The sequence below is a fragment of the Anaerotruncus sp. AF02-27 genome, assembly GCF_003465835.1.
GTDB classification, from domain to species: Bacteria; Bacillota; Clostridia; order Oscillospirales; family Ruminococcaceae; genus Anaerotruncus; species Anaerotruncus rubiinfantis.
Genome location: NZ_QSBX01000012.1, coordinates 47,904 through 68,079, shown reverse-complemented (window position 1 = coordinate 68,079; position 20,176 = coordinate 47,904). Strand labels below are relative to the sequence as shown.

Sequence of the window (20,176 nt, the reverse complement as noted above, 5' to 3'; positions counted from 1 at the left end):
GTATTTTTACTCCAGCAGATTGGTCATGCTGCGAAGGCTGATGCCGAGCGTGGAAAGGTTGTGCAGCAGCGCGGATGTCGCGGGCGGCAGCACCCCCGCGACGCCCAGTGCGATCAGCATCGCGTTAAAGCCGATGACAAAGCGGTAATTGCCGCTGATCCTACGGGAAAGGCCGTTTGCAATCATTTTCAGCAGCACCAGCTGGAACAGGTCGTCCGCGGCGATGGTGACGTCCGCGATCTCCCGCGCGATGGCCGCCCCGTCGCTGATGGCGATGCCGACGTCGGCAGCGGAGAGGGCAGGGGCGTCGTTGATGCCGTCCCCGATCATCACGACGGTATGCCCGGCGGCCTTCTCCCTCTCGACGAAACGGGCCTTGTCCTGCGGGAGCACCTCGGAGTAATAGCGGTCCACGCCAACCTGCGCGGCAATGGAGGCGGCCGTCCGTTCGTTGTCGCCTGTCATCATGACCGTCTTTTTGACGCCCAGTTTTTTCAGGCTGTTGAGCACCGCCTGCGCCTCGGCGCGCAGCGGGTCGGCAATGCAGATGACGCCGGCCAGCTCCCCGCCGATGGCGAGATAGAGGTGGGAATGCTCGGCGGGCAGCGCGTCGAAGCGGCTTTGTTCCTGCGGCTCCAGCGTACAGCCTTCATCCTCAAATACAAAGTGGCGGCTGCCGATGACCGCTTTCTGTCCGTCAATTACGCTGGAAATGCCATGCGCGACGACATATTCCACATGGCTGTGCATCTCCTCGTGGGAAATCCCCCTCACTTTTGCCTCCTTCACCACGGCGTTGGCGATGGAATGGGGATAGTGTTCCTCCAGGCAGGCCGCGATGCATAGGATCTCCCGCTCCTCCACGCCGTGAAACGGTACGATCCGGGCGACCGTCGGCTGCGCGTAGGTCAGGGTGCCGGTCTTGTCAAACACGATCGTATCCGCCCGGGCGATGGTCTCCAGGTATTTTCCGCCCTTGACGGTGATATGATAGCCGCCGCATTCCCGCATGGCTGAGAGCACCGCCAGCGGCATCGAGAGCTTGAGCGCGCAGGAGAAGTCCACCATCAGAATCGAAAGCGCGCGGGTGGGATTGCCGGTCAGCAGCCATGTCAGGGCCGTGCCCGCGAGGCTGTAGGGAACCAGCCGGTCGGCCAGCCGCAGCGCGTTGCTTTCGGTGGCGGATTTGAGTTTTTCGGACGCTTCGATCATCGACACAATTTTGTCGTACCGGCTCGACCCGGATTGCGCGTCCACTTGAATCACGCATTCCCCCTCCTCAAGGACGGTCCCGGCATAGGCGTAGGCCCCCTCCCGTTTCAGCACGTGCAGGGATTCCCCGGTCAGCAAGGCCTGGTTGACGAGGGCCTCCCCGCCGACCACCTTGCCGTCGAGCGGGATCATATTGCCGGTGCGCACACAGACCAGGTCGTTTTCCCTCACCTGTGAAATGGGAACCAGAAGCTCCGTGTCCCCCTGCCTGAGCCAGACCCGGTCGATATTCAGGGACATGCAGCGCGCGAGGTCGTCCAGCGACTTTTTGCGCGTCCATTCCTCAAGAAGGCTGCCGAGGCGAAGCAGGAACATCACCGACGCCGCAGTGGCGTAATCGCCGCGCAGGATCGAAATCCCGATCGAGAGGGCGTCGAGCACCTCCACCTCCAAGTGCCGGCGCAGCAGAACACGCAGCCCTTTCCAAAGATAGCGCAGGGCCAGCGCGGCGGTGTAGGCACAGCGCAGGGGAGCCGGGAGGAACAGCGTGCGCGCGGCCTTGCACAGCACCAGATTCACCAGCTTTTCCTGATAGGCGCGCGCCAGTATCCGCCCGCTGGTTTCCGGAAGCTTGGCAAGCGTCTCTTGCCGCTCGAAGCGGTAGGCGCCCAGCGCCCGCAAAACGGTTTCGCGCGCGCAGCGATAGCAGATCACCGCGTCCCCGGTGCGCTCATAAACCTGGGCCTGCCGGACGCCGTCGATCCCATTGAGATAATAGGCGAGAACGTCCGCCTGCCGGATGGTCATCCGCGCCTGTTTGACGTGGATCCGCATCCGGCCCTTGCTTTCATGCAATATGGAACAGTTCATGTGAAAAGACCTCTTTCCATGAAAAGGAGCCCCCTAATTAAGGCGGCTCCCCAAATGTCTTCCTTCGGGTTTATTGAACGGCGGCATCCGCGGAATCATCTTCAGCGGGAAGGTCGTCCACGACCTCCTGCGCGGCCGCGCGTGCCTCGTTGATGTCCTTGGCCTCCGCCAGAATATCCCCCGCGTTTTCCTGCGCTTTGGTCACGGTCTCCATGACACAGTCCTTCATCCGCAGCACCGCCGCGGTGCTGTGGGCATAAGCCTTCTTCGCGTCCTTGCTGGTCAGCAGGCGAATCCCAGCGGAACCAAACAGCACGCCGCCCGCGAAAAGCGCCAGCTTTTTCATAGGGAATCCATACATGATAAATCCAACCTTTCTATTTGTGCCGGTGTCCGGTCAGCATTGCCATAGCCATACAAAGAATAGCCGCCCATGCCCAGAATTTGTGCTGCTTCATGTGTCATTCACCTCGCCAGCCGGCCAACCGCCTGAATATTTGCTCATTATTATAGCACGAGCCGAAGGGGGCAGGGTATCTTGAAACGGTCGAAAAATGTCCGAATCAGGCCAAAAAGCCGGATTTGCGAAATTGCAGCGGCGTTTGATGATAACAACGCTTAAACACGGCGGTAAAACGGCTGGGGCTTTCATAGCCGACCCGCACCGCGATTTCCGCAATGCTCAAACTGGTGGTGCAGAGCAGCCGCCGCGCCGTCGACAGACGCTGCTGGCGCAGATAGGCGTCGGGGGGAATCCCAAAGGCGTCCTTGAAGCGGCGCTTGAGGGTGCTCGGCGACAGGTAGAACTGCCCGCACAGCTGATTCAGGCAAATTTTCTGATCGAGATGCTCCAGCAGGTAGGCGCGGATCTCCCGCATTTTCTCCAAATGCGCGCCGGACGGAAAGCCGGACGGCACGGATACCTCCTCAGCTGGAAACGAAGCCTCTCCGGATTCAAATGGGCGGTCCGCGCTTGACGGCTCGGCGCGGCTTTTGATCAGTTCGGGCCAGTTCTCCAATGCCGCCGCCGCGACATCCGGGTCGTACATCACGCCGCTGTTGCGCTGAATCTGCTCCCGGCACCGCGCGGGGGACATGCCCCGTCGGTAGCTGCGGTCGCTCATCATCGCGTCGATCGAATCGGCGACCGCGATGATCCTGGAGCCAAGGGGAATGGCTTCGCCGCAAAGGCCGTCCGGACAGCCGCCCCCATCCCAACGCTCATGGTGATGCAGCACAATGACTGCAATTTCGGCAAAGCTTTGGATCCGGCAGAGGATTTCATAGCCGGTCAAGGGGTGGCGCCTGATCTGTTCCCATTCCGGCTCGCTGAGCGCGCCCTGCTTGCGCAGCACCGCGTCGTCGACCCCGATTTTCCCGATATCGTGCAGATGCGCCGCTATGTGGATGAGGGCGGCGTCCTCGTCCAAAAGATTCAGGCGGTGACAGAGCAGCTCGGCCATCCGCGCCACGCGCATCGAGTGGCAGGCCGTGTAGATGTCCCGCGCTTCCAATGCGGCGACGACTCCGACGATCAGGTCGTGGCAGAGCAGCAGTTCTTTTCTGTCGCCCACTTTGAGGCCCCCTTCGTCTGCAAACCCTTGGCGTCATAGTGCCGTGAGGCTTTGATCCGCGTCCGCCGACTGAGTCTCCTGTCCGGCCTCGCCATCATCCGCAAAGACCCCTTCCGGCATCGGCGCGATTTCCGCCCATACCCGTTCCGGCAGAAGGCCCATCAAGGTAAAAGCGATTTCATAAAATTCGTTCTGTTCCAGGTCAAACCCCATTTTGGGGATGCGCGCCTGAAGAATCTGAATCCGCTGCTCCATCCGGCGCGCCAGAAGCACTCCCCGTGCCGTCAGGTAGATTTTCCCGTAGTGTTCCTTGACCAACAGGTTCTTTTTCATCAGGATGCCAAGCGTTTTGACAACCGAGGGCTTTGTCACTCCAAGGCGTTTCGCGACATGGCTGGAACAGACATCCGCCTCCTCCTGGGAAAGCTTGTGGATTGCAACAAGATAACGGGCGACCGAATCGGACAGTTGCATAAGGACCCCCTCCAAAGGGCGGGGCGCGGACTCCAAGGCCCGCGCCCCTTCCCATTATTCTTTCGGATGGCAGGCGCCGGCATTGGCGCAGTGCTCGCATCCGCACCCGCAGCCGCCCTTGCCGTTTTTGTGATCCCTGTATTTTCCCAGCAGGATCAGGAAGAAAATTCCGAAGACGACCGCCGCGACGAGGATCGTCGGGAGGTTCGCGAAAAGAAATTCAAACATAGCCGCTCCTTTATTTGGCTGCCGCCACACTGGTGACCTTAATGCTCAGCTTATCGTTTTCATACCTGTTGCCGCGGAACATCAGATAGAGCAGCGCGGCCAGCAGGACCAGCGCGACCACTGTGCCAAGGCCGAAGCCCGCGCCCGTGAACAGCAGACCGAGCTGATAGATGATCAGCGAGATCACATAGGCGAAGCCGCACATGTAGCCGATCGCAAACAGGGTCCATTTGGCGTTGTTCATCTCGCGCTTGATGGCGCCCATCGCCGCGAAGCAGGGGGCGCAGAGCAGGTTGAAGACCATGAAGCTGTAGGCCGAGAGGGCGGTGTAGTGCATGGCCACGGCCGAGAGCAGGCCCGCGTCGTCCTCGGCGACCTCCTCGCCGATGTGGAACAGGACGCCGAAGGTGGAGACCACGTTCTCCTTGGCGATGAGCCCAGTGACGGTGGCCACGGTGGACTGCCAGTCGCCGAAGCCCAACGGCGCGAAGATCACGCAGATGGCGCCGCCGATGGCCGCCAGCAGGGAGGAGTTATTGTCTTCCACCATACCGAAGACGCCGTCCACGAAGCCGAAGCCCTGGAGGAACCAGAGGATGATGGAGGAGGCCACGATGACGGTGCCGGCGCGCTTGATAAAACTCCAGCCCCGCTCCCAGGTGGCGTGGAACACGTTTTTCGCGCTGGGGGTGTGGTACTGGGGCAGCTCCATCACGAAGGGGGCGGGATCGCCGGCAAACATTTTGGTCTTTTTCAGGATGATACCCGAAACAATGATGGCGGCCACGCCGATAAAGTAGGCGGACACGGCCACCAGGCCGCTGCCGTCGAAGAGCGCTCCGGCGAAGAGGGCGATAATGGGCATCTTCGCGCCGCAGGGGACAAAGCAGGTGGTCATGATGGTCATGCGGCGGTCGCGCTCATTTTCAATGGTACGGGAGGCCATGACGCCGGGGACGCCGCAGCCCGAGCCGATCAGCATCGGGATGAAGCTCTTGCCCGAAAGGCCGAACTTCCGGAAGATCCGGTCCATGATGAAAGCGACGCGGGCCATGTAGCCCACATCCTCCAGGATGGCCAGCATCAAAAACAGTACCAGCATCTGCGGCACGAAGCCGAGGACCGCACCCACGCCGGCGACGATACCGTCGGAAACAAGGCCCGTGAGCCACTCGGCCACGCCCCAGCCCTCCAGCAGGGCCCGCGACCCGGCTTGGAGCCACTCCGCGCCCAAAACGTCGTTGGTCCAGTCGGTGAGAAAGCTGCCGAAGGGTCCCATGGCGATCCAGTAGACCAGGAACATGACGCCGGCAAAGATGGGCAGCGCCAGAATGCGGTTGGTGACAACTTGGTCGATTTTGTCGGAAACGGACAGGCTGTGCTTGGCGGCCTTTTTCCGCACCGCCTTGGAGACGACGGTGTTGATATACGCGTAGCGCTGGTTGGTGATGATGCTCTCGGCGTCGTCATCCAGCTCCTTTTCGCAGTCCGCGATATGTTCCTCCAGGTGGGACCGAAGCTCCGCGTCCAGCCTGAGATCCTCCAGCACCTTGTCGTCCCGCTCAAACAGCTTGATGGCGAACCAGCGCAGGTTGCGCGCGTCCACCTTGCCCTCAATCGACTCCTCGATGTGCGCGACGGCGTGCTCGACGCTGCCGGTAAACACATGGGGCAGTTCCGCGTTCTGTCCGGCCTTGGCCAGCGCAATCGCCTTTTCAGCGACCTTCATGCTGCCCTCGCCCTTGAGCGCGCTCATCTCCAGCACCTCGCAGCCCAGTTCCTCACCCAGCGCCGCGAGGTTGATTTTGTCGCCGTTTTTGCGCACCAGGTCGATCATGTTGACCGCGATCACCACCGGGATTCCCAGCTCCACCAGCTGAGTGGTGAGATAGAGGTTCCGCTCGATGTTGGTGCCGTCCACGATGTTGATGATGGCGTCGGGCTTTTCGGTGACCAGATAGCTTCTGGCGACCACCTCCTCCAACGTGTAGGGGGAAAGGGAGTAGATGCCGGGCAGATCCTGAATGACCACATCCTTATGGCCCTTGAGGCGGCCCTCCTTCTTCTCCACCGTGACGCCCGGCCAGTTGCCCACATACTGGTTGGAACCGGTCAGGTCGTTGAACAGGGTCGTCTTGCCGCAGTTGGGATTGCCTGCCAGCGCAATTTTGATGTTCATGCTTTTGCTCCTCTCGAATGTTAGCCTCAGCTAACTATACGTCAAATAAAAAAGCGGATTTCCGCTTTCCATGCAAAATCAGGCGATCTCGATCATCTGGGCATCCGCCTTACGAACCGAGAGCTCGTATCCCCGGACGTTTAGTTCCATCGGATCCCCCAGCGGGGCGACCTTGCGGATGTGAAGCTCCACGCCCTTGGTGATCCCCATATCCATGATGCGGCGCTTAACCGGGCCCTCCCCGTGCAGCTTGACCACTGTAACAGTGTCTCCAACCTTGGCGTCCTTGAGTGTTTTCATAGCGACTCCTCCTAAATCATAATACGGTTTGCCATCGTCTTGTCCAGTGCGATGCGGCTGTCCTTGACCTGCAGAATCAGGTTCCCGGCGATCTCACTGACCACCGTCACATCGCTTTCCACCACGAAGCCCAATTCGGCCAGATGCTGGCGCACCTCGTCCTTGCCGGTTATTTTGCGGATCGTCACCGTTTCGCCGGCCTTTGCCATTGTCAGAGGCATCAATCCTACTCCCCCTTATCTCAGCGCTCTCGCCGTTCTGATGAAAGGAATTGTGGTTAGCAGTTCCTAACTTTTAACATTCACAGTTTACCACCGCTAACCGATTCTTGTCAATACAAATTGTTCATTTTCTTGCAACAAAATTAGAAATATGATAATCTTGATTGTATGAAGTCCTGATAGAGGAGAATTTTTATGAAAATTCATCAGTCCGCCGAGGATTATCTGGAGACAATCCTGAAGTTGAAAGAGCAGTTGGGAATTGTCCGCTCCATTGATATTGCCAATGAACTGGGATATTCCAAACCAAGCGTCAGCGTCGCAATGAAGCGGCTGCGGGAGAACGGCTATCTTGAGATGGATAAGGAGGGCTATATTACCCTCAAACCGTCCGGACTTGAGATTGCACAGCGCATCTATGAACGGCACCGCGTTTTGCGCTGTCTTTTGCTGGATCTAGGCGTGGACGAACAGACCGCCGCCGCGGACGCCTGCAAAATCGAGCACGCCCTGAGCGAGCAAAGCTTTGAGAAAATCAAAGAGCTTACACTTGAGCGCTACGAGGCGCTGCAACAGCAAAATAAAGAATAAATTCTTACGGCGGCGGCATCTCAATCACGCAAGCGCCGCGGAAAAATTTTGTTTTCCGCGGCGCCTTTATAATGCTGGGGGTTTCTTACGCTTTCGCGAGGGCGACGCCAAGGGCTTTGCAGGCCTCGGCATCCGCACCCTCGGGCGCTCCATTGACAGTCAGCGGATCGGCGGCCATCCGACAGCCGGATGAATCGCAGTCTGCCGCCCAATTGCGCATCCATTCGCCATCGCCCCAGCCGTAGGAGCCAAAGAGTACGACGTTTTTGCCGCTGAGCCCCGCCTTTACCGCTTCAAACATTGGCGCAAAATCCATTTCTTCCAGTTGTTCCGAGCCCATCGACGGGCAGCCGAACGCGATGGAGGGATACTTCTGCGCGAGCGCGGCGGAAAAATTCGCGGCTTGAATGAGCTCCGCCTCGCTTCCCGCCGAAGAAATTCCTTCCGCCACGAGGTGGGCCATCGCTTCGGTATTTCCGGTTCCGCTCCAATAAACTACTGCAATTTTGGACATAACAATACTCCCTTTCTCAATAAATCCATCTATGATTAAGCGGCTACGGCAAGCCTCTCAATTGGCGTCCCATTTTCAAACATTTTTTGGTAGACAGAGGTACACTTGCGATAAAGAGAAAAGCGTTTTTGGGCCTCTACAGGATCCCCATAGGACTTCCAGTATCCGCTAAACGTGAAATCGCGTCCTTTGTGCTCGATAAACCCAATTACATCTGTCAGTGGATAACCAAGAAAAGCTCCAATCTCATGTGGAAATTCCTGATTCAAACATAACCGGCAGGAGAGCTGTTTCAGTAACCGATCGGGATTTGACACGGTCTCATAACCCATACCGAACAGAAAATCAAGAATTTCTGTCCGGCTTAAAACATCCCACAGCAGTTTTGGGCGATAAACATAAATCAAAAAAGAAGAGTTCCGTTTACAGAACTTCAGAATTCTCACAGTAATTCCAGAAGCGCCAAGCAATCGGTTCCACTCGAAAACACGACGGTAGAGCTGATCGGGTCGGTCGGTAAAAATGCAGAACAGGCTTGCCGGTTTCAGTCGGGCAAGCGTTGGAGAGCATTGTTTGATCAGAATCCGGTCGAAATCTTGATTCATGAAAGGTCCTCCGAAGGGGTGCATTGCGTTTGCAAAATCGTTTGCAGAGCGCTTAAACTGCTGCTGTGGCAGCGCTCGATCCTCGCATTGCATCGGCGCGCTTCGCATAAAGCAGAGTCCACCATCTTATGTGATACTGTATTGGTAAACAGAATCATCAGGTCGGGTGAGCCGATTTTTCGCCTCAATTCGCCTTTCATCTGCGTAAAAACCTTTGCTTTACATCCATGCCGACTGCACACATCAAGATAAATTCGCTCCATCCGATTATTTCCGCCGATAATTACGATGCTCAAGGCCTCAGCTCCTCCATTATATTTAGTTAGTTATAGCTAACCGTGGCGCAAAACTTGACCGTTTGCATCATTAGGTTAGTTTATACTAACCGAACAATAATGACAATATATCACACCCTCAAAATCCTGTCAAGAACTTTATCAGAATTTTCTGAAACTCGCACTCTGTATTCTTTGGATAACATCATGTTCACCCCCTTTCCGTTTAGAATGAGGGCTATAACAAAAACCGCCTGTACAGTGCAGGACTGTACAGGCGGTTATCTATATGCCTCCGTAAGGTACAGGGCGGTTTGTCCATTGGGCAGGCACGGTACTAAATCCCCCAGTCCCTGCTGATCATTTGCAACTTTACCATATGTGGGTAAATCTTGCCGGTATCCATCAGCTCTCCCGGCGCACCTTGCTCCGCAACGCGGCCGTCTGAAAGCAGAACTACTTTATCCGCGCCGCTTACGGTACGCATACGGTGAGCGATAACAAGTACGGTCTTATCCTTTATCAGCCTTGATAATGCCGCCTGTATCAATGTTTCATTCTCTACATCAAGGCTTGCCGTTGCTTCATCCAGTAAGATGACAGGAGAATTTTTGAGGAAAGCGCGGGCGATTGAAATGCGCTGTCTTTCGCCGCCGGACAATTCACAGCCATTTTCACCAATCATACTGTCATATCCGTTCGGAAGTTTCTCGGCAAATTCTTCACAATTTGCCAGCTTTGCCGCCGCGATCACTTCTTCATCTGTCGCGTCTTTTCTGCCTATTCTGATATTCTCCATGATTGTATTGTTAAACAGCGTCACATCTTGAAAAACAATGGAGTACAGCGACAATAATGTTTCCGGTTCTATCTTCGATATATCCATACCGCCGACAGTGATTTTGCCTTTGGTTATATCCCAAAATCTTGCCGCAAGGCGCGACACCGTCGTTTTGCCGCCGCCGGACGGACCGACCAATGCGGTAACTTCCCCTTGTTTTGCAATAAAAGATACATCCTTCAATACGGTTTCCCCGGTATTGTAAGCGAAGCCCACATGGTCGAAAACAATATCATAGCCTTTATTAGTTACCCGGCTGCTGCCTGTCTGAATTGGGTGATCAAGGATTTCGTTCATGCGGTCTATGTTTGTTTTGGTGGAAATCACCGCCGCGAGATTTTGCAGTGCGCCTTCGAGCGGGGCGTACAGCCTTGAAGCGACAAGTAAAAACATAAAGAACAGTGGAATATCAATCTCCCCGCGAATGAGCAGAGCCGAACCTACAAGCGCAACCGTGGCAATCCCAAACTTTAATATCAGCGTGGACGAAACAACAAAAAGGGCCGTTCCCAGCTCCGAAATAATGTGCCGCTTTTCCACATGATCAATTTTTTGGTCAAGCCCTTTCAGATAACTTTCCTCTGCGTTATTGGCTTTTAAGTCCTGCAAACTCTCAATGCACTCCTGTACACCGCTTTCAAGAGCGACATTTGCAACTACGGATTTACGGTTAAAATACTCCTGTATACGGGCTGAAAAGGATGTGATTGCAAATGCAATCGGCAAAACCCAAACCGCCGCAAGAGCCATACGCCAATCGTAAACAAAAAGGCTGACTGCGATTAGCGTTGTTGAAATAATGGAGCCTGCTAAGGCGGGGACATAATGAGAAAATGCTCTTTCCAGTGTTGCACAGTCCCCCATAATCGAATTTGTCAAATCGGCAAGGTCTTTTTTGCCAAAAAAGGATAATGGTATTTTACGGAGCTGCTCGGCTAAGGAAATACGCCTTACACCACTTTCCACATAGGTTGCTAAATAAGTGGTATTATATTGAAACCAAGTCGCGATAAATATAAGGCATAAGCAAACCAAAGCGCCAATCACATAAAAAGCTATGCGGTTTCCACTCACACCGCCATTCATAGTATCAATGACAAAGTAGTACAGAAGCCCGACAGGAAGCATAAACGATATATCCTGTACAACGCAGGCAATACACCCTTTTACTAAATCGACGGCCCCTTCTTTTGATAACGCAAAACGTCTTTGCAGTGTCTTAATCATGCCTTTGCCTCCAATCCTATTTTTTCATTCGAGATTCTCCATTCCGCCGCTTCGGAATAATTCTTCCACATACGCGTGAATATGCCTTTTCTCTCTATCAGCTTGTTATGCGTGCCACTTTCGGCAATTTTGCCGTCTTGCAGTACATAAATGCAGTCCGCGTCTGTGATTGATGACAGCCTGTGTGCAATCATAATCACGGTTTTCCCCTTTGAAAGAGCAGATAATGCCTGTTGGATCAGCACCTCATTGTCGGGGTCGGCAAATGCCGTCGCCTCATCAAGAATGAGGATAGGTGCATTTTTCAAGATGGCGCGGGCAATCGCTATTCGCTGCTGTTCGCCGCCGGACAGGTATACGCCATTTGTTCCGACAACGGTATCTATGCCATTCGGTAACTTTTCAATAATATCCATGCACTGTGCAGCTTTCAACGCATGAGCGATTTCTTCGCGGGCTGCTCCCGGCTTTGCCATACGCACATTTTCCAATATAGACGCTTTAATCAGGCGACTGTTTTGAAATACAAAAGACACTTTATCCATCAGCGTTTCTTTCGGAATATCACGTATGTCGATATTTCCTATCAGTACGCGCCCCTCCACCGGGTCAAAAAATCTTGTCACGATATTTGCAAGGGTCGTCTTGCCGCCGCCGGACGCGCCGACCAACGCGATTGTCTGTCCCGGCTTGATCCGCATAGATACATCATTAAGTGCGTTTTTCTCCCCGTCATAGCTGTAAGTAACGTGTTCCAATGCAATCGAATTATCAGACGGTATATTGTTCACCGGGCTTTCAGACAGCGGCTTTTCGTTCAGTACTTCATCAATCCTGTTTATCGCATCGCTTACAATCATCGCGTCCTCGCTCATAAACATGATTTTCGTCAATGTCGTACCGATAACAGGCGTAATTACAATGTAGAAAATAAGATTCAGCAGCAACTCCTTTGTTGCGCCGCCCCTTGTAAAGAGAATCCCTCCGGCAATTAAAAAGGCAAATACGCCGTTGATTGCCGTTGTATAGAACATCATAGGCAGACGCAGTCCCTTTGTGTAGGCGATTACCCATTTTTCATAATTGTCAATTGAGTCTTTGAAGCGTTTGAAAGAGAAAATTGTCTGCCCAAAAGTCTTTACAACGGGTATGCCCCTTACATATTCAACAGCTTCATTTGACATATCGGAAAGTGAATTTTGGTATTGCTCCATTCTCTGCGCCATATCTTTTCCGGTCATTTTCATCATAATGAGAAAGCCAAGCACAACGGGAACAAGGCTCAAAAGCCCTAACCGCCAGTCGAACGCAAGAAGTAGAAAAAGTAAACCTATGGGCGTAGCGATTGCCCCCGCTTTGTCGGGCAGCCTGTGTGCAAGATATGTTTCTGTTGCGTTACTGGAAGTATTTACTATTCTCCGCAGTTTCCCACTTCCATATTTTTCAGTCACACCAAGTGGCAACGCTGTAATGTGCCGCATAAGCTCTTTTCTGATATTAGCGGCAACCCGGAACGCGCTCATGTGTGAACACATCAAGGCGGCTATATAGACAACAATAGATATAACCGCAAATAATACGGCAGACCAGCCGTAGCTTGCAATATTCCCCGCCTGTGAGAAGTCCGGGGAAACCTCCAGTATGTCGTGAATGATGCGCCATATATACCCAAAAGGCACAAGAGCCAACAGCGCACTCGTTACGGACAGTACCCAAGAAAGATAAGTCAATATTTTATGTTTCCCGGCATACTCCATCAATCTTGATAGATTAGATTGCTTTTTCATTGAAAAAACCTCCTTAAAATGATTTATGATATGAAAACGCAATATACGTTCCCGAATATCCATTGCAGCAAGTTAGCTATTGCTAACTTGCGTGTAAAAATTATAGGGCTTATTGCCCCATAATTTTCATCCACCCAGCGGTGTAAAAAGCTCTCATCTCTTTTAGATAATGCTTTGCTTCTTCAATGGGCATTTCATGTATAATCAACTCAAAAAATGTATTAAACATTCCTGTAATCAAGATATGCTCCAACCGTTCATCAATAGGCGGCGACGGTCTGCCTAACTTTTCAAGCACAGTCAAATAATCATGTGTTCCTTTTGTTTCTATCTCTGCCATTTCATCAATCAGTTTGGAAAAACGTGTTCCCTCTGAACGGCAAAGAATGAGCTTAAATTCATTCAAATGTTCATAGGCATACAAAAGCATTTCATACATACACTCGCCGGAAGTGTTGGCAAGATTATTTGGCTGTTCTTCCGGTGGGATGGCGGCAAATTCCTTCTGTGCCTCGCAAAAGCAGTTCAAAAGAAAGTCATACTGTTCGCCTATGTGAAAAAACTGAACAACTACAAAATGACCGACATCGGGCCGATGCTCACCCAGGATATGCTGATCCTGGGCGTGGCGCAGGATCATTTTATCCCGCGGGAACTGTACGCTCAGGAAATCAGTGCCCTGTCCAATGTAAAAAGCCTGACCTTCCGGCTGATGACCGCGAAGGAGGATGCCGGCGGCCACTGTAACGTGGGCAATCCAAAGCTGGTGTTGGACACGGTAATCGACTGGCTGGAAACGCTGCGGAAAAGAGATGCACGTTAGATCAAGGAGATTTGAAGCATGAAGTACACAGAACGAAAAAGACCTAATCATTGCGCTGCTTTGCGGGATGCTTGGCTGCGCCTGCTTCGGAGCGGGTGATTGGCCGATGCTTTACTATAAGTATATGAAGAACCCGGACAATCCGAAACAATGGATTGTAGACGCCGCCGAGACCGTCAAGAGGATATTTGCCCTGTGATTGAACGCATACGGGCCGTCGCAAACCGCCCGTATGCTGCAAGCAGATAAGGTATTGACGCCCGCTGCCCATTAGCGACCGCAAAGGGAAATCACCAACCTGTGCCGGATAATCCCTATCGTTGGACAGTCGATACGGTAGCGACGATTTTGGAAAAGAAAGATTACTTGGGGCATACGGTAAACTTCAAGACCTACATGCAATCCTACAAATCAAAAAAAGTGTTGTAATCCGGAAGAAAAACAGCTTGTATTTGAAAATACCCATGAAGCGATTATTGACGCTGATACATGGGAACGGGTGCAGGAATTATGGAAGAACAAACGCCGCCCGGCAAGGACAGGAAAGACGGACCTGTTTTCAGGTATCGTGCGCTATGCCGACTGTGGGGAAAAACTGTACTATTGCATAAGCAAGAACTTTGAAGCGCGGCAAGACCACTTTGTTTGCTCCACTTCAAGGCGCAAAGGGAAAGATGCTTGCCCCACGCATTTTATCCGCGCCGTTGTTTTGGAACGGGGTGTATTGGCTCATATGCGGCTGATCATTGCCTGCGTGTCTACATACGATCTTGTGGGGATCCTTCCCACTTTCTTGCTCAACAAGCTATCAAACAGAGAAACGGCATAGCCGAATCCATGCCGTTTCTCGAAAACATTCCCATGCTGTTTTATTGAGCCGCCCCTTCGGCTGGTCTTTTTCGACAGGCTGAGGATGACCGTACTTCCACACGGTCATCCTTTTTACAAACCATTTGGAGAAAGCTGCGGTATTGCTGCCCCAGTGCCAGCAGTTTGGCCATCAATCAGTCAGCTGTACTTGATTTTTCCATATGCTATGCCCTGTCCCCAATCAACAGGTCGGCCGCGCGTTCGCCGCCCACCTCGCTGATCCGGATGATCTCATCGCAGAAGGGCTTTAAGCTGAACGCCATGCCCGGCTCGTCCTGATCCATCAGCACACCGGTGACGGTGAAACCCATCGCCGTTTTTGATTGGGCAAACCTCTCTGCAAACTTTTCGGAAACCCTGCATTCGCCGTCGGTGATGAACACCAGGTCGGCTTTGCTCCAGCCCCGCTCTTTCATCAGGTCAACCGCCTGATCCAGCGGCGTTTCAAAATCCGTGCCGCCGCCAAAGAAATGCTGCGCGGCCTCAAAGACCCGCTCTTTCGGATACCTTCCATGCTCAAACAGATCTATTTTGACCTGCCTACCGCTGGAAAAATGGATGAGGGCGAAGTCGCGCCGGTTGATTTCCGCAATTTCCAGCAGGGCAAACGCGATGGCTTTGCCCCACGCGGCGTTGGGGCCGATTGTCGAGGAGGATTCATCCAAACACACGATGATGTCCCCCTGCCCCTTGGAGATATGCTCCCGCCGCGCGTACTGCTTGAGGCCCTTGCGCTGCAATTTCCGCAGAAACAGGGGAACCGTTTCGGGGGCCGCCAGCAGAGCCATTTCGGACGAAAGCGTCCTGCTCAGGTTGTTCCCCAGCTCCAGCGCGTATTTTTCGCCGCGGCCATAGGCGTAGGCATTTTTGCGCTTTTGCCGGATCAATTCTTTGAGCCGCCCCAAATACTCGGAAATCTCCAAAAGCTGTTGGTTTTGACGGACCTTCTCCACCAGCGCGCGGTCGAGCTCGGACGGCTCGCCCCCGCCGGCTTCATCACCCCAGGAGCGCAGGATGCTTTGAACCTCCCGCGCTTTTTCTTTGGCATCCTCCATGGCCCGCGCGAGGATTTCCCGCGCCGGCTTGGACTTAGCAAGGTTGTCCCGTACCATCTGGTTAAGGCGTTCCACCTGCCGCTCTTTGCTGTCGAGCCGGTTGGCTGTTTTCAGCAGCTTCTTCTCCAGTGCGGGGCTTGGATTGCTCTCATGCTCCCGTGCCTGCTCCTTCAGGTCCCGCAAAAGCTGCGCCGCCCGCCGTTCCTGCGCTTCAAGGGCGTCCAACGCCTTGTTGCCGCCATTGGCGGCGGCAAGCAGCTCGTCCAGATTTTCAGCTACCTGTTCCATAAATTCAGCGGTGCTCTCCATCGACTGATACCCGCGCCCCTCACAAATGGATTTCATGGCTGGGTAATCCGGCGACTTCATGATTTCTCCCAGGATATGCCGGTTGAAACGGCGCGCCAGCGGGGACAGCTCGCTTTGCTCATTGTGCCGGATGTTCAGCGAGTACAAGCTTTGAAAGATATCGCGGGACAGGTTTTCGATCAGCGGGAATTTTGCCTCACAGGTTCGCCGCACCTCCTCCAGCGCCTCGCTCCGCGGCCGGTTCTGCCGGTATACCTCATCCTCCATCCGGCGGGATTGCAGCACTTGATTTTTGCCCGGCGGCGGCTGTTGTCTTCGCTTTTTTGCATACCATGCAGCAGCCATGAGCGCACCAAAGTTCAAATACAAATCACGCATCAATATCCTCCTTGGTTATAACTGGCGCGGGAGAGAGCCGAAGCCCTCTCCCGCGCAATCTTATTTCAGAACGGGAGATCATCGCTGTCGGACACCGCCGCGAAGGGATCAAAGCCTTCCGGCGCGGCCGCCGGGGATGCGTTTGCCGCCGGTGCGGCGGGCGTCTGCTCCTTGGGCTTATCGCCGACAAAGTTCACCTGTTCGGCGACAATTTTTACGCCCTGATGCTTACTTCCGTTCTTGTCCTCCCACGGGCTGGTCTGCAGGTTCCCGTCCACCTCGATCAGTTTGCCTTTCGCAAAATATTTGCAGACAAACTCGGCCGCTGCGCGCCATGCCTCCACGTCGAAGAAGTCTGTCTTCTCCTCCTTGGAAAACCTGCGGGGAACGGCGATGCGGAATTTTGTAACCGAAACACCGCTCTGCGTCTGCCGCAGCTCCGGGTCGGCCACCAGTCTGCCGGTGATAACGATTCTGTTTGCCATGCTGGTTTCCTCCTTCTAAAATATCAGCCCTTTTTGTTGGGCAATGGCTGTGAGATTCCGGTCGCACAGGAGAGTGGCGCAAATGCTTTTCCCCTCCGGCGCATATGAATCTTCGATTTCTTTGCCGCTGCGGACAAAATAGATCGCCTCGCGGTCGATGATTTCCCACCGCATTTTCTTGGGATTCAGTCCCGGAACGTCATGCTCCGCGTAGCGCTCCATCGTGGAGAGCGCCCCACACAGGACCGGATACCAGCGCCGCTCCGCCGCTTCGACGCCCAGCGCAAAGCCCCGCACATCCGCGTATTTTTCCTCATAGACGACGCGCATCAGATGGCAAAGTTCCACAGGGGTATCGTCGTAGTAATACTCGTTTCGGTACGCCAGCAGAATCTCCAACGGATGTGCAAAGCGGCTGAGATAGCGGACCTGTTCCGGTTCGAGCAGATGACTGTGGGTGTGCAGGCTGCGGTGCAAATTTTTCATATTGCAGATTTCGGTCGCACAGGCCAAAACCTCCGAAAACGGCTTTCCGCTCCACCGGTCTATGTACACCGCATAATCCGCTTCTATTTTTTGAAAGAACGAAACAGGGATCTTCGCCATCGTCACGCCTCCTGTTCAGCGGTCATTTCATGGCCCTTTTCCGGTTTGCAGGACTCAAAATCCTCGCGGCAGCAACGCCCCGCGGCGGCCTTCTTCACATTTTTTGCCGGTACTGTGCGGCGCGGCGTTCCCAAACGTTTGAGCGCGCGGGTGGCCGCTTTGGAGCCTCTGCGGTTGATCATACTTTTCAAGTGATTTCCTCCTTTTCCGATGCCAGGTATTGGAGCGCCTGCATCAGTTCACGGTTGTTTTGGGCGTACTGCGGCAGAAACGGTCGCATGGGGTCGAAGCTCAGATAGCGAAAGAACAGCAGCGACGTCATCGCCCGTTTCTGTTTCGTTTGAGGCAGGGAGCGCAGCAGCTTCGACAGTTCGGGGATAACGTCATACTCGCCCGTCATAAACAGGCGGTCTTCGTCGCTGAAATGCTCCCGCAGCCAGCTTCCCACCCGAATTTGCCCGGCGGTAAAGTGACGCGGCTTTTCGAGACAAAGGTAGTACCGAAGTTCCCGTCCCTTTTTCCCGGGGCCCGCCGTAAACGGATAGAGCCGGCAGGCGCGAGGCTTGGCCGCCTGCACGGTGCAGCGGTTGTTTCTGAGAAAGACGCAGGCGTCATCTGGCCCTGCGGTATTCAGCAAGAAGATCGGATAACCAGATTCATCCAGCGGCACAGCACTGGCATAGCGATCGATCACCTCGGAGGCCGGTATGTTAAAATGCCTCGCCAGATGGCAGAGGTCGATGGAATCCAGCATGATGGCGTCCTTGACATGGCGGCAGCAATCGCCGCAGCAATCGCAGCGGTAGGTCACCTGCTCGTCCATGCCCACCTCACGAATGGGCAAGCCGTTCAACAACATTGTCATAGCGGCGCCCTCAGTTGAGCGCGGCCAGCTCGTCCAACGGCACAACGGTGAAGTTGACCGCCGAATGCGCCTGCCGGCTGTACTCGTTCAGATCGTAAAGCAGCGCGTTATAGAGCGCCTGGTCGCCGCCGTTCTCCAATTCCGATTCCAGTTCCTTGGCCTGCCGGTAGACGGCGACGATTTCGGTGCGGAATTTGACGATTGCCTTGCTGCCGGAGGTCTGCACATCCTGTTTGAAGGCGTCCAGAACCTCAAGCCCGCAGGTGCGGATGGCGTCCGTTTTATCCTTAAGCGGATTGATGCACTTTTTGCCCAGCACCTGCCGGATCTCCGGGATTTCCTCGGGAGCCGTCCACAGGTAGGCCTCCAGACAGAGCAGGTCGGGCGGCTGTACTTCGCTTCTGCCGTCCAGCCACGCCTTTGCCTGTACAATAGGGGAAAAGTTGAAATATTTCCGGTCGGACACATGGATGTTTTTGCGCCGAAGCTCGCACATCACATCGTCCATCAGTTCGTTGATGGCGGGAGATATCTCCACCTGCCGCACCTCCCCCTGCATCCGCCGCAGCTCGTCCAGAGAAATATATGCGGTGGGCGCGGCGTCGCCGGTGGCCTGCTTTTTGCGGAGTGTTTCCAGCCGCTTGTCCCGATCCTGCACATACTCGGTGACCACCTTGAGATTGAAACGGTCGTAAAGAGGTCGCAGGATGCTTTCGGCGGGGTCGGAGAAGTTGGGAATCTCGTTGGACGCCGCGAAGAATGAGATGACGGGGATATCCACAGTGCGCCCCTCATTGGTGTACCGCCGCTCGTTGAGCGCGGTCAGCAGGGCGTTGAGGATACCGTCGTTCGCCTTGAAAATCTCGTCAAGGAAGCATATGTCACAATCGGGAATCTTCCCGGCGGTGATGATGCTCGGCTGATTTTGGCTGGCCGCCGACAGCACCTTGCAGAAGTCTTGCATCCGGCTTGCCATGTCGGTCAATTCGCAGAGCGCGTCGTCGGTGGGGGCGTCTTCATATTCCCGCAGGGCTTCGGTTAAGTCGTTATAAATTGTTTGGTAGGTATTGCTGCCCATCCGCACCGCTTCTGGCAGGCCGCCGGGGATCAGGCTTCCCAGATCCAGCCGGCCGAACAGCTGCTCCTCATCACACTGTTTGGAAAGCAGCCGTTCAAACTGCCGTGCGCCGGTGATCCGACTGCGGAAGCGGTTGATGGCGTAGGATTTGGCCTGCCCGGTGTCGCCCAGAATGAACAGGTTGCTGCGGGTGAGCAGCGCGATGGCGATGTATTCCACCAGCTTTTCCCGTTCTGCCACCTCGCCGTTGACTTCGGCCATGACCGCCTGCATTTTATCTCTCAGCATAAAGGCGCTCCTTTCAAATTTCGATTTCTTCTCTTTTTTACAGAGATAGTTTTGTTGGACAAAAAAGCAGTTTTTAGGAGTCGGTATTCGCTGTCTCCAAAATACAAGTACGCCTGCCGGCAAAGGCCGTCATACAGGGTGAACACATCCCCAAATTCCAGGGCAATATCAGCTCTTACGCCGTTCCCGACCAGGGATCCCATCAAGCTATCCGCTGAGTGACAGGGCACCTTATACTCCCGCAGAAACTCATATTTCACAAAAGCTGCTGGGCGCCCGATGATACCGTCATAGGGATTGTCATCCTTACGATAGACGCCCAAAACAGCTTCCTTGAGCCGCCGGGGACACTTTGCGCCAATGGCCTTAAAACATTCGGTTTGGGACAGCTTGCGGTATTTGGGATTGAATCGACAATAGCTGACGCCGCTTTTCATCCGTACACCGCCATCAAGCTGTTCCACACCCCAATGGGTATAGTAGCAGTCGCAAAGGCAGCAACTGGTGATGTTGCTGTGCAT

24 protein-coding genes and 1 pseudogene are annotated in these 20,176 nt (G+C 54.3%); 3 read left to right on the top strand and 22 right to left on the bottom strand.

What is annotated here, in order from left to right:
- Window positions 1–6: 6 nt before the first annotated feature.
- From DWV16_RS10910 to DWV16_RS10875, 9 genes are all read right to left on the bottom strand, one after another.
- Window positions 7–2,082, bottom strand: a complete 2,076-nt coding sequence (locus tag DWV16_RS10910; protein WP_199719780.1) for a heavy metal translocating P-type ATPase — start codon at window positions 2,080–2,082, stop codon at window positions 7–9.
- A 70-nt stretch (window positions 2,083–2,152) separates the two neighbouring features.
- Window positions 2,153–2,443 carry a DUF6110 family protein gene (locus tag DWV16_RS10905; RefSeq protein ID WP_243007312.1) on the bottom strand — a complete coding sequence of 97 codons (291 nt, stop codon included), beginning with the start codon at window positions 2,441–2,443 and terminating at the stop codon, window positions 2,153–2,155.
- Window positions 2,444–2,459: 16 nt separating this feature from the next.
- Window positions 2,460–2,540, bottom strand: coding sequence for a DUF6219 family protein (locus tag DWV16_RS19860; RefSeq protein ID WP_368233348.1), 81 nt, complete (start codon window positions 2,538–2,540; stop codon window positions 2,460–2,462).
- A gap of 105 nt (window positions 2,541–2,645) precedes the next feature.
- Window positions 2,646–3,656 (bottom strand): HD domain-containing phosphohydrolase, encoded by a 1,011-nt coding sequence (locus DWV16_RS19855; protein WP_158572848.1) that lies wholly within the window; start codon window positions 3,654–3,656, stop codon window positions 2,646–2,648.
- A 33-nt stretch (window positions 3,657–3,689) separates the two neighbouring features.
- Entirely contained in the window at window positions 3,690–4,130 is a 441-nt protein-coding gene (locus tag DWV16_RS10895) for a metal-dependent transcriptional regulator (protein ID WP_118479209.1), read from the bottom strand.
- A 54-nt stretch (window positions 4,131–4,184) separates the two neighbouring features.
- Window positions 4,185–4,358: a FeoB-associated Cys-rich membrane protein gene (locus tag DWV16_RS10890; RefSeq protein WP_118479207.1), complete on the bottom strand. Its 174-nt coding sequence runs from the start codon at window positions 4,356–4,358 to the stop codon at window positions 4,185–4,187.
- Between the two features lie 10 nt (window positions 4,359–4,368).
- Window positions 4,369–6,537, bottom strand: a complete 2,169-nt coding sequence (gene feoB, locus DWV16_RS10885) for a ferrous iron transport protein B (RefSeq protein WP_118479205.1) — start codon at window positions 6,535–6,537, stop codon at window positions 4,369–4,371.
- A gap of 78 nt (window positions 6,538–6,615) precedes the next feature.
- Complete coding sequence (locus tag DWV16_RS10880) at window positions 6,616–6,837, bottom strand: ferrous iron transport protein A (RefSeq protein WP_118479203.1); 222 nt, start codon at window positions 6,835–6,837, stop codon at window positions 6,616–6,618.
- A gap of 11 nt (window positions 6,838–6,848) precedes the next feature.
- The gene (locus tag DWV16_RS10875) at window positions 6,849–7,061 is read right to left on the bottom strand and encodes a FeoA family protein (protein WP_118479201.1); all 213 of its coding nucleotides are present in this window, start codon (window positions 7,059–7,061) and stop codon (window positions 6,849–6,851) included.
- Between the two features lie 192 nt (window positions 7,062–7,253).
- On the opposite strand from DWV16_RS10875, the gene DWV16_RS10870 reads away from it, so the two are divergent.
- Complete coding sequence (locus DWV16_RS10870; protein ID WP_118479199.1) at window positions 7,254–7,649, top strand: metal-dependent transcriptional regulator; 396 nt, start codon at window positions 7,254–7,256, stop codon at window positions 7,647–7,649.
- Between the two features lie 85 nt (window positions 7,650–7,734).
- Here the strand turns inward: DWV16_RS10870 and DWV16_RS10865 are convergent, their stop codons facing one another.
- From DWV16_RS10865 to DWV16_RS10840, 6 genes and pseudogenes are all read right to left on the bottom strand, one after another.
- Window positions 7,735–8,163, bottom strand: coding sequence for a flavodoxin (locus DWV16_RS10865; RefSeq protein ID WP_118479197.1), 429 nt, complete (start codon window positions 8,161–8,163; stop codon window positions 7,735–7,737).
- Window positions 8,164–8,198: 35 nt separating this feature from the next.
- Window positions 8,199–8,768, bottom strand: a complete 570-nt coding sequence (locus tag DWV16_RS10860; protein ID WP_118479195.1) for a DUF3793 family protein — start codon at window positions 8,766–8,768, stop codon at window positions 8,199–8,201.
- The gene (locus DWV16_RS10855; protein WP_118479193.1) at window positions 8,765–9,064 is read right to left on the bottom strand and encodes a DUF2325 domain-containing protein; all 300 of its coding nucleotides are present in this window, start codon (window positions 9,062–9,064) and stop codon (window positions 8,765–8,767) included. The genes DWV16_RS10860 and DWV16_RS10855 overlap by 4 nt, the downstream gene beginning before the upstream one ends.
- 316 nt (window positions 9,065–9,380) lie before the next feature.
- Window positions 9,381–11,111, bottom strand: coding sequence for an ABC transporter ATP-binding protein (locus DWV16_RS10850; RefSeq protein WP_118479191.1), 1,731 nt, complete (start codon window positions 11,109–11,111; stop codon window positions 9,381–9,383).
- Complete coding sequence (locus DWV16_RS10845; RefSeq protein ID WP_118479189.1) at window positions 11,108–12,898, bottom strand: ABC transporter ATP-binding protein; 1,791 nt, start codon at window positions 12,896–12,898, stop codon at window positions 11,108–11,110. The genes DWV16_RS10850 and DWV16_RS10845 overlap by 4 nt, the downstream gene beginning before the upstream one ends.
- A 109-nt stretch (window positions 12,899–13,007) precedes the next feature.
- Window positions 13,008–13,451, bottom strand: a pseudogene (locus DWV16_RS10840) (TetR/AcrR family transcriptional regulator); the annotation flags it as partial.
- Between DWV16_RS10840 and DWV16_RS10835 the strand changes: the two are divergent.
- Together DWV16_RS10835 and DWV16_RS19615 are read left to right on the top strand one after the other, a co-directional pair.
- Entirely contained in the window at window positions 13,452–13,721 is a 270-nt protein-coding gene (locus DWV16_RS10835; RefSeq protein ID WP_199719783.1) for a hypothetical protein, read from the top strand.
- A gap of 499 nt (window positions 13,722–14,220) precedes the next feature.
- Complete coding sequence (locus DWV16_RS19615; RefSeq protein ID WP_368233245.1) at window positions 14,221–14,550, top strand: zinc ribbon domain-containing protein; 330 nt, start codon at window positions 14,221–14,223, stop codon at window positions 14,548–14,550.
- Window positions 14,551–14,755: 205 nt separating this feature from the next.
- On the opposite strand, the gene DWV16_RS10825 is transcribed toward DWV16_RS19615, so the two are convergent.
- From DWV16_RS10825 to DWV16_RS10795, 7 genes are all read right to left on the bottom strand, one after another.
- On the bottom strand, window positions 14,756–16,333 hold the full coding sequence (locus tag DWV16_RS10825) for a VWA domain-containing protein (protein WP_118479187.1): 1,578 nt from the start codon (window positions 16,331–16,333) through the stop codon (window positions 14,756–14,758).
- A 65-nt stretch (window positions 16,334–16,398) separates the two neighbouring features.
- Window positions 16,399–16,818 carry a single-stranded DNA-binding protein gene (locus tag DWV16_RS10820; protein WP_118479185.1) on the bottom strand — a complete coding sequence of 140 codons (420 nt, stop codon included), beginning with the start codon at window positions 16,816–16,818 and terminating at the stop codon, window positions 16,399–16,401.
- A gap of 15 nt (window positions 16,819–16,833) precedes the next feature.
- Window positions 16,834–17,424: a hypothetical protein gene (locus DWV16_RS10815; protein WP_118479183.1), complete on the bottom strand. Its 591-nt coding sequence runs from the start codon at window positions 17,422–17,424 to the stop codon at window positions 16,834–16,836.
- A gap of 2 nt (window positions 17,425–17,426) precedes the next feature.
- Window positions 17,427–17,615, bottom strand: a complete 189-nt coding sequence (locus tag DWV16_RS10810; protein WP_118479181.1) for a hypothetical protein — start codon at window positions 17,613–17,615, stop codon at window positions 17,427–17,429.
- Entirely contained in the window at window positions 17,612–18,289 is a 678-nt protein-coding gene (locus tag DWV16_RS10805; protein WP_118479179.1) for a YkgJ family cysteine cluster protein, read from the bottom strand. Before DWV16_RS10805 ends, DWV16_RS10810 begins: the two co-directional genes overlap by 4 nt.
- Before the next feature lie 10 nt (window positions 18,290–18,299).
- On the bottom strand, window positions 18,300–19,655 hold the full coding sequence (locus DWV16_RS10800) for an AAA family ATPase (RefSeq protein ID WP_118479177.1): 1,356 nt from the start codon (window positions 19,653–19,655) through the stop codon (window positions 18,300–18,302).
- Window positions 19,649–20,176 (bottom strand): hypothetical protein, encoded by a 528-nt coding sequence (locus DWV16_RS10795; RefSeq protein ID WP_118479175.1) that lies wholly within the window; start codon window positions 20,174–20,176, stop codon window positions 19,649–19,651. The genes DWV16_RS10800 and DWV16_RS10795 overlap by 7 nt, the downstream gene beginning before the upstream one ends.

Coding starts and splice junctions, on each gene's coding strand:
- DWV16_RS10800 (WP_118479177.1), bottom strand. CDS start 19,655: ATGCTGAGAGATAAAATGCAGGCGGTCATGGCCGAAGTCAACGGCGAG.
- DWV16_RS19860 (WP_368233348.1), bottom strand. CDS start 2,540: ATGAAGCAGCACAAATTCTGGGCATGGGCGGCTATTCTTTGTATGGCT.
- DWV16_RS10910 (WP_199719780.1), bottom strand. CDS start 2,082: ATGAACTGTTCCATATTGCATGAAAGCAAGGGCCGGATGCGGATCCAC.
- DWV16_RS10905 (WP_243007312.1), bottom strand. CDS start 2,443: ATGTATGGATTCCCTATGAAAAAGCTGGCGCTTTTCGCGGGCGGCGTG.
- DWV16_RS10820 (WP_118479185.1), bottom strand. CDS start 16,818: ATGGCAAACAGAATCGTTATCACCGGCAGACTGGTGGCCGACCCGGAG.
- DWV16_RS10880 (WP_118479203.1), bottom strand. CDS start 6,837: ATGAAAACACTCAAGGACGCCAAGGTTGGAGACACTGTTACAGTGGTC.
- DWV16_RS10890 (WP_118479207.1), bottom strand. CDS start 4,358: ATGTTTGAATTTCTTTTCGCGAACCTCCCGACGATCCTCGTCGCGGCG.
- DWV16_RS10865 (WP_118479197.1), bottom strand. CDS start 8,163: ATGTCCAAAATTGCAGTAGTTTATTGGAGCGGAACCGGAAATACCGAA.
- DWV16_RS10825 (WP_118479187.1), bottom strand. CDS start 16,333: ATGCGTGATTTGTATTTGAACTTTGGTGCGCTCATGGCTGCTGCATGG.
- DWV16_RS10815 (WP_118479183.1), bottom strand. CDS start 17,424: ATGGCGAAGATCCCTGTTTCGTTCTTTCAAAAAATAGAAGCGGATTAT.
- DWV16_RS10870 (WP_118479199.1), top strand. CDS start 7,254: ATGAAAATTCATCAGTCCGCCGAGGATTATCTGGAGACAATCCTGAAG.
- DWV16_RS10850 (WP_118479191.1), bottom strand. CDS start 11,111: ATGATTAAGACACTGCAAAGACGTTTTGCGTTATCAAAAGAAGGGGCC.
- DWV16_RS10860 (WP_118479195.1), bottom strand. CDS start 8,768: ATGAATCAAGATTTCGACCGGATTCTGATCAAACAATGCTCTCCAACG.
- DWV16_RS10895 (WP_118479209.1), bottom strand. CDS start 4,130: ATGCAACTGTCCGATTCGGTCGCCCGTTATCTTGTTGCAATCCACAAG.
- DWV16_RS10795 (WP_118479175.1), bottom strand. CDS start 20,176: ATGCACAGCAACATCACCAGTTGCTGCCTTTGCGACTGCTACTATACC.
- feoB (WP_118479205.1), bottom strand. CDS start 6,537: ATGAACATCAAAATTGCGCTGGCAGGCAATCCCAACTGCGGCAAGACG.
- DWV16_RS10845 (WP_118479189.1), bottom strand. CDS start 12,898: ATGAAAAAGCAATCTAATCTATCAAGATTGATGGAGTATGCCGGGAAA.
- DWV16_RS10805 (WP_118479179.1), bottom strand. CDS start 18,289: ATGACAATGTTGTTGAACGGCTTGCCCATTCGTGAGGTGGGCATGGAC.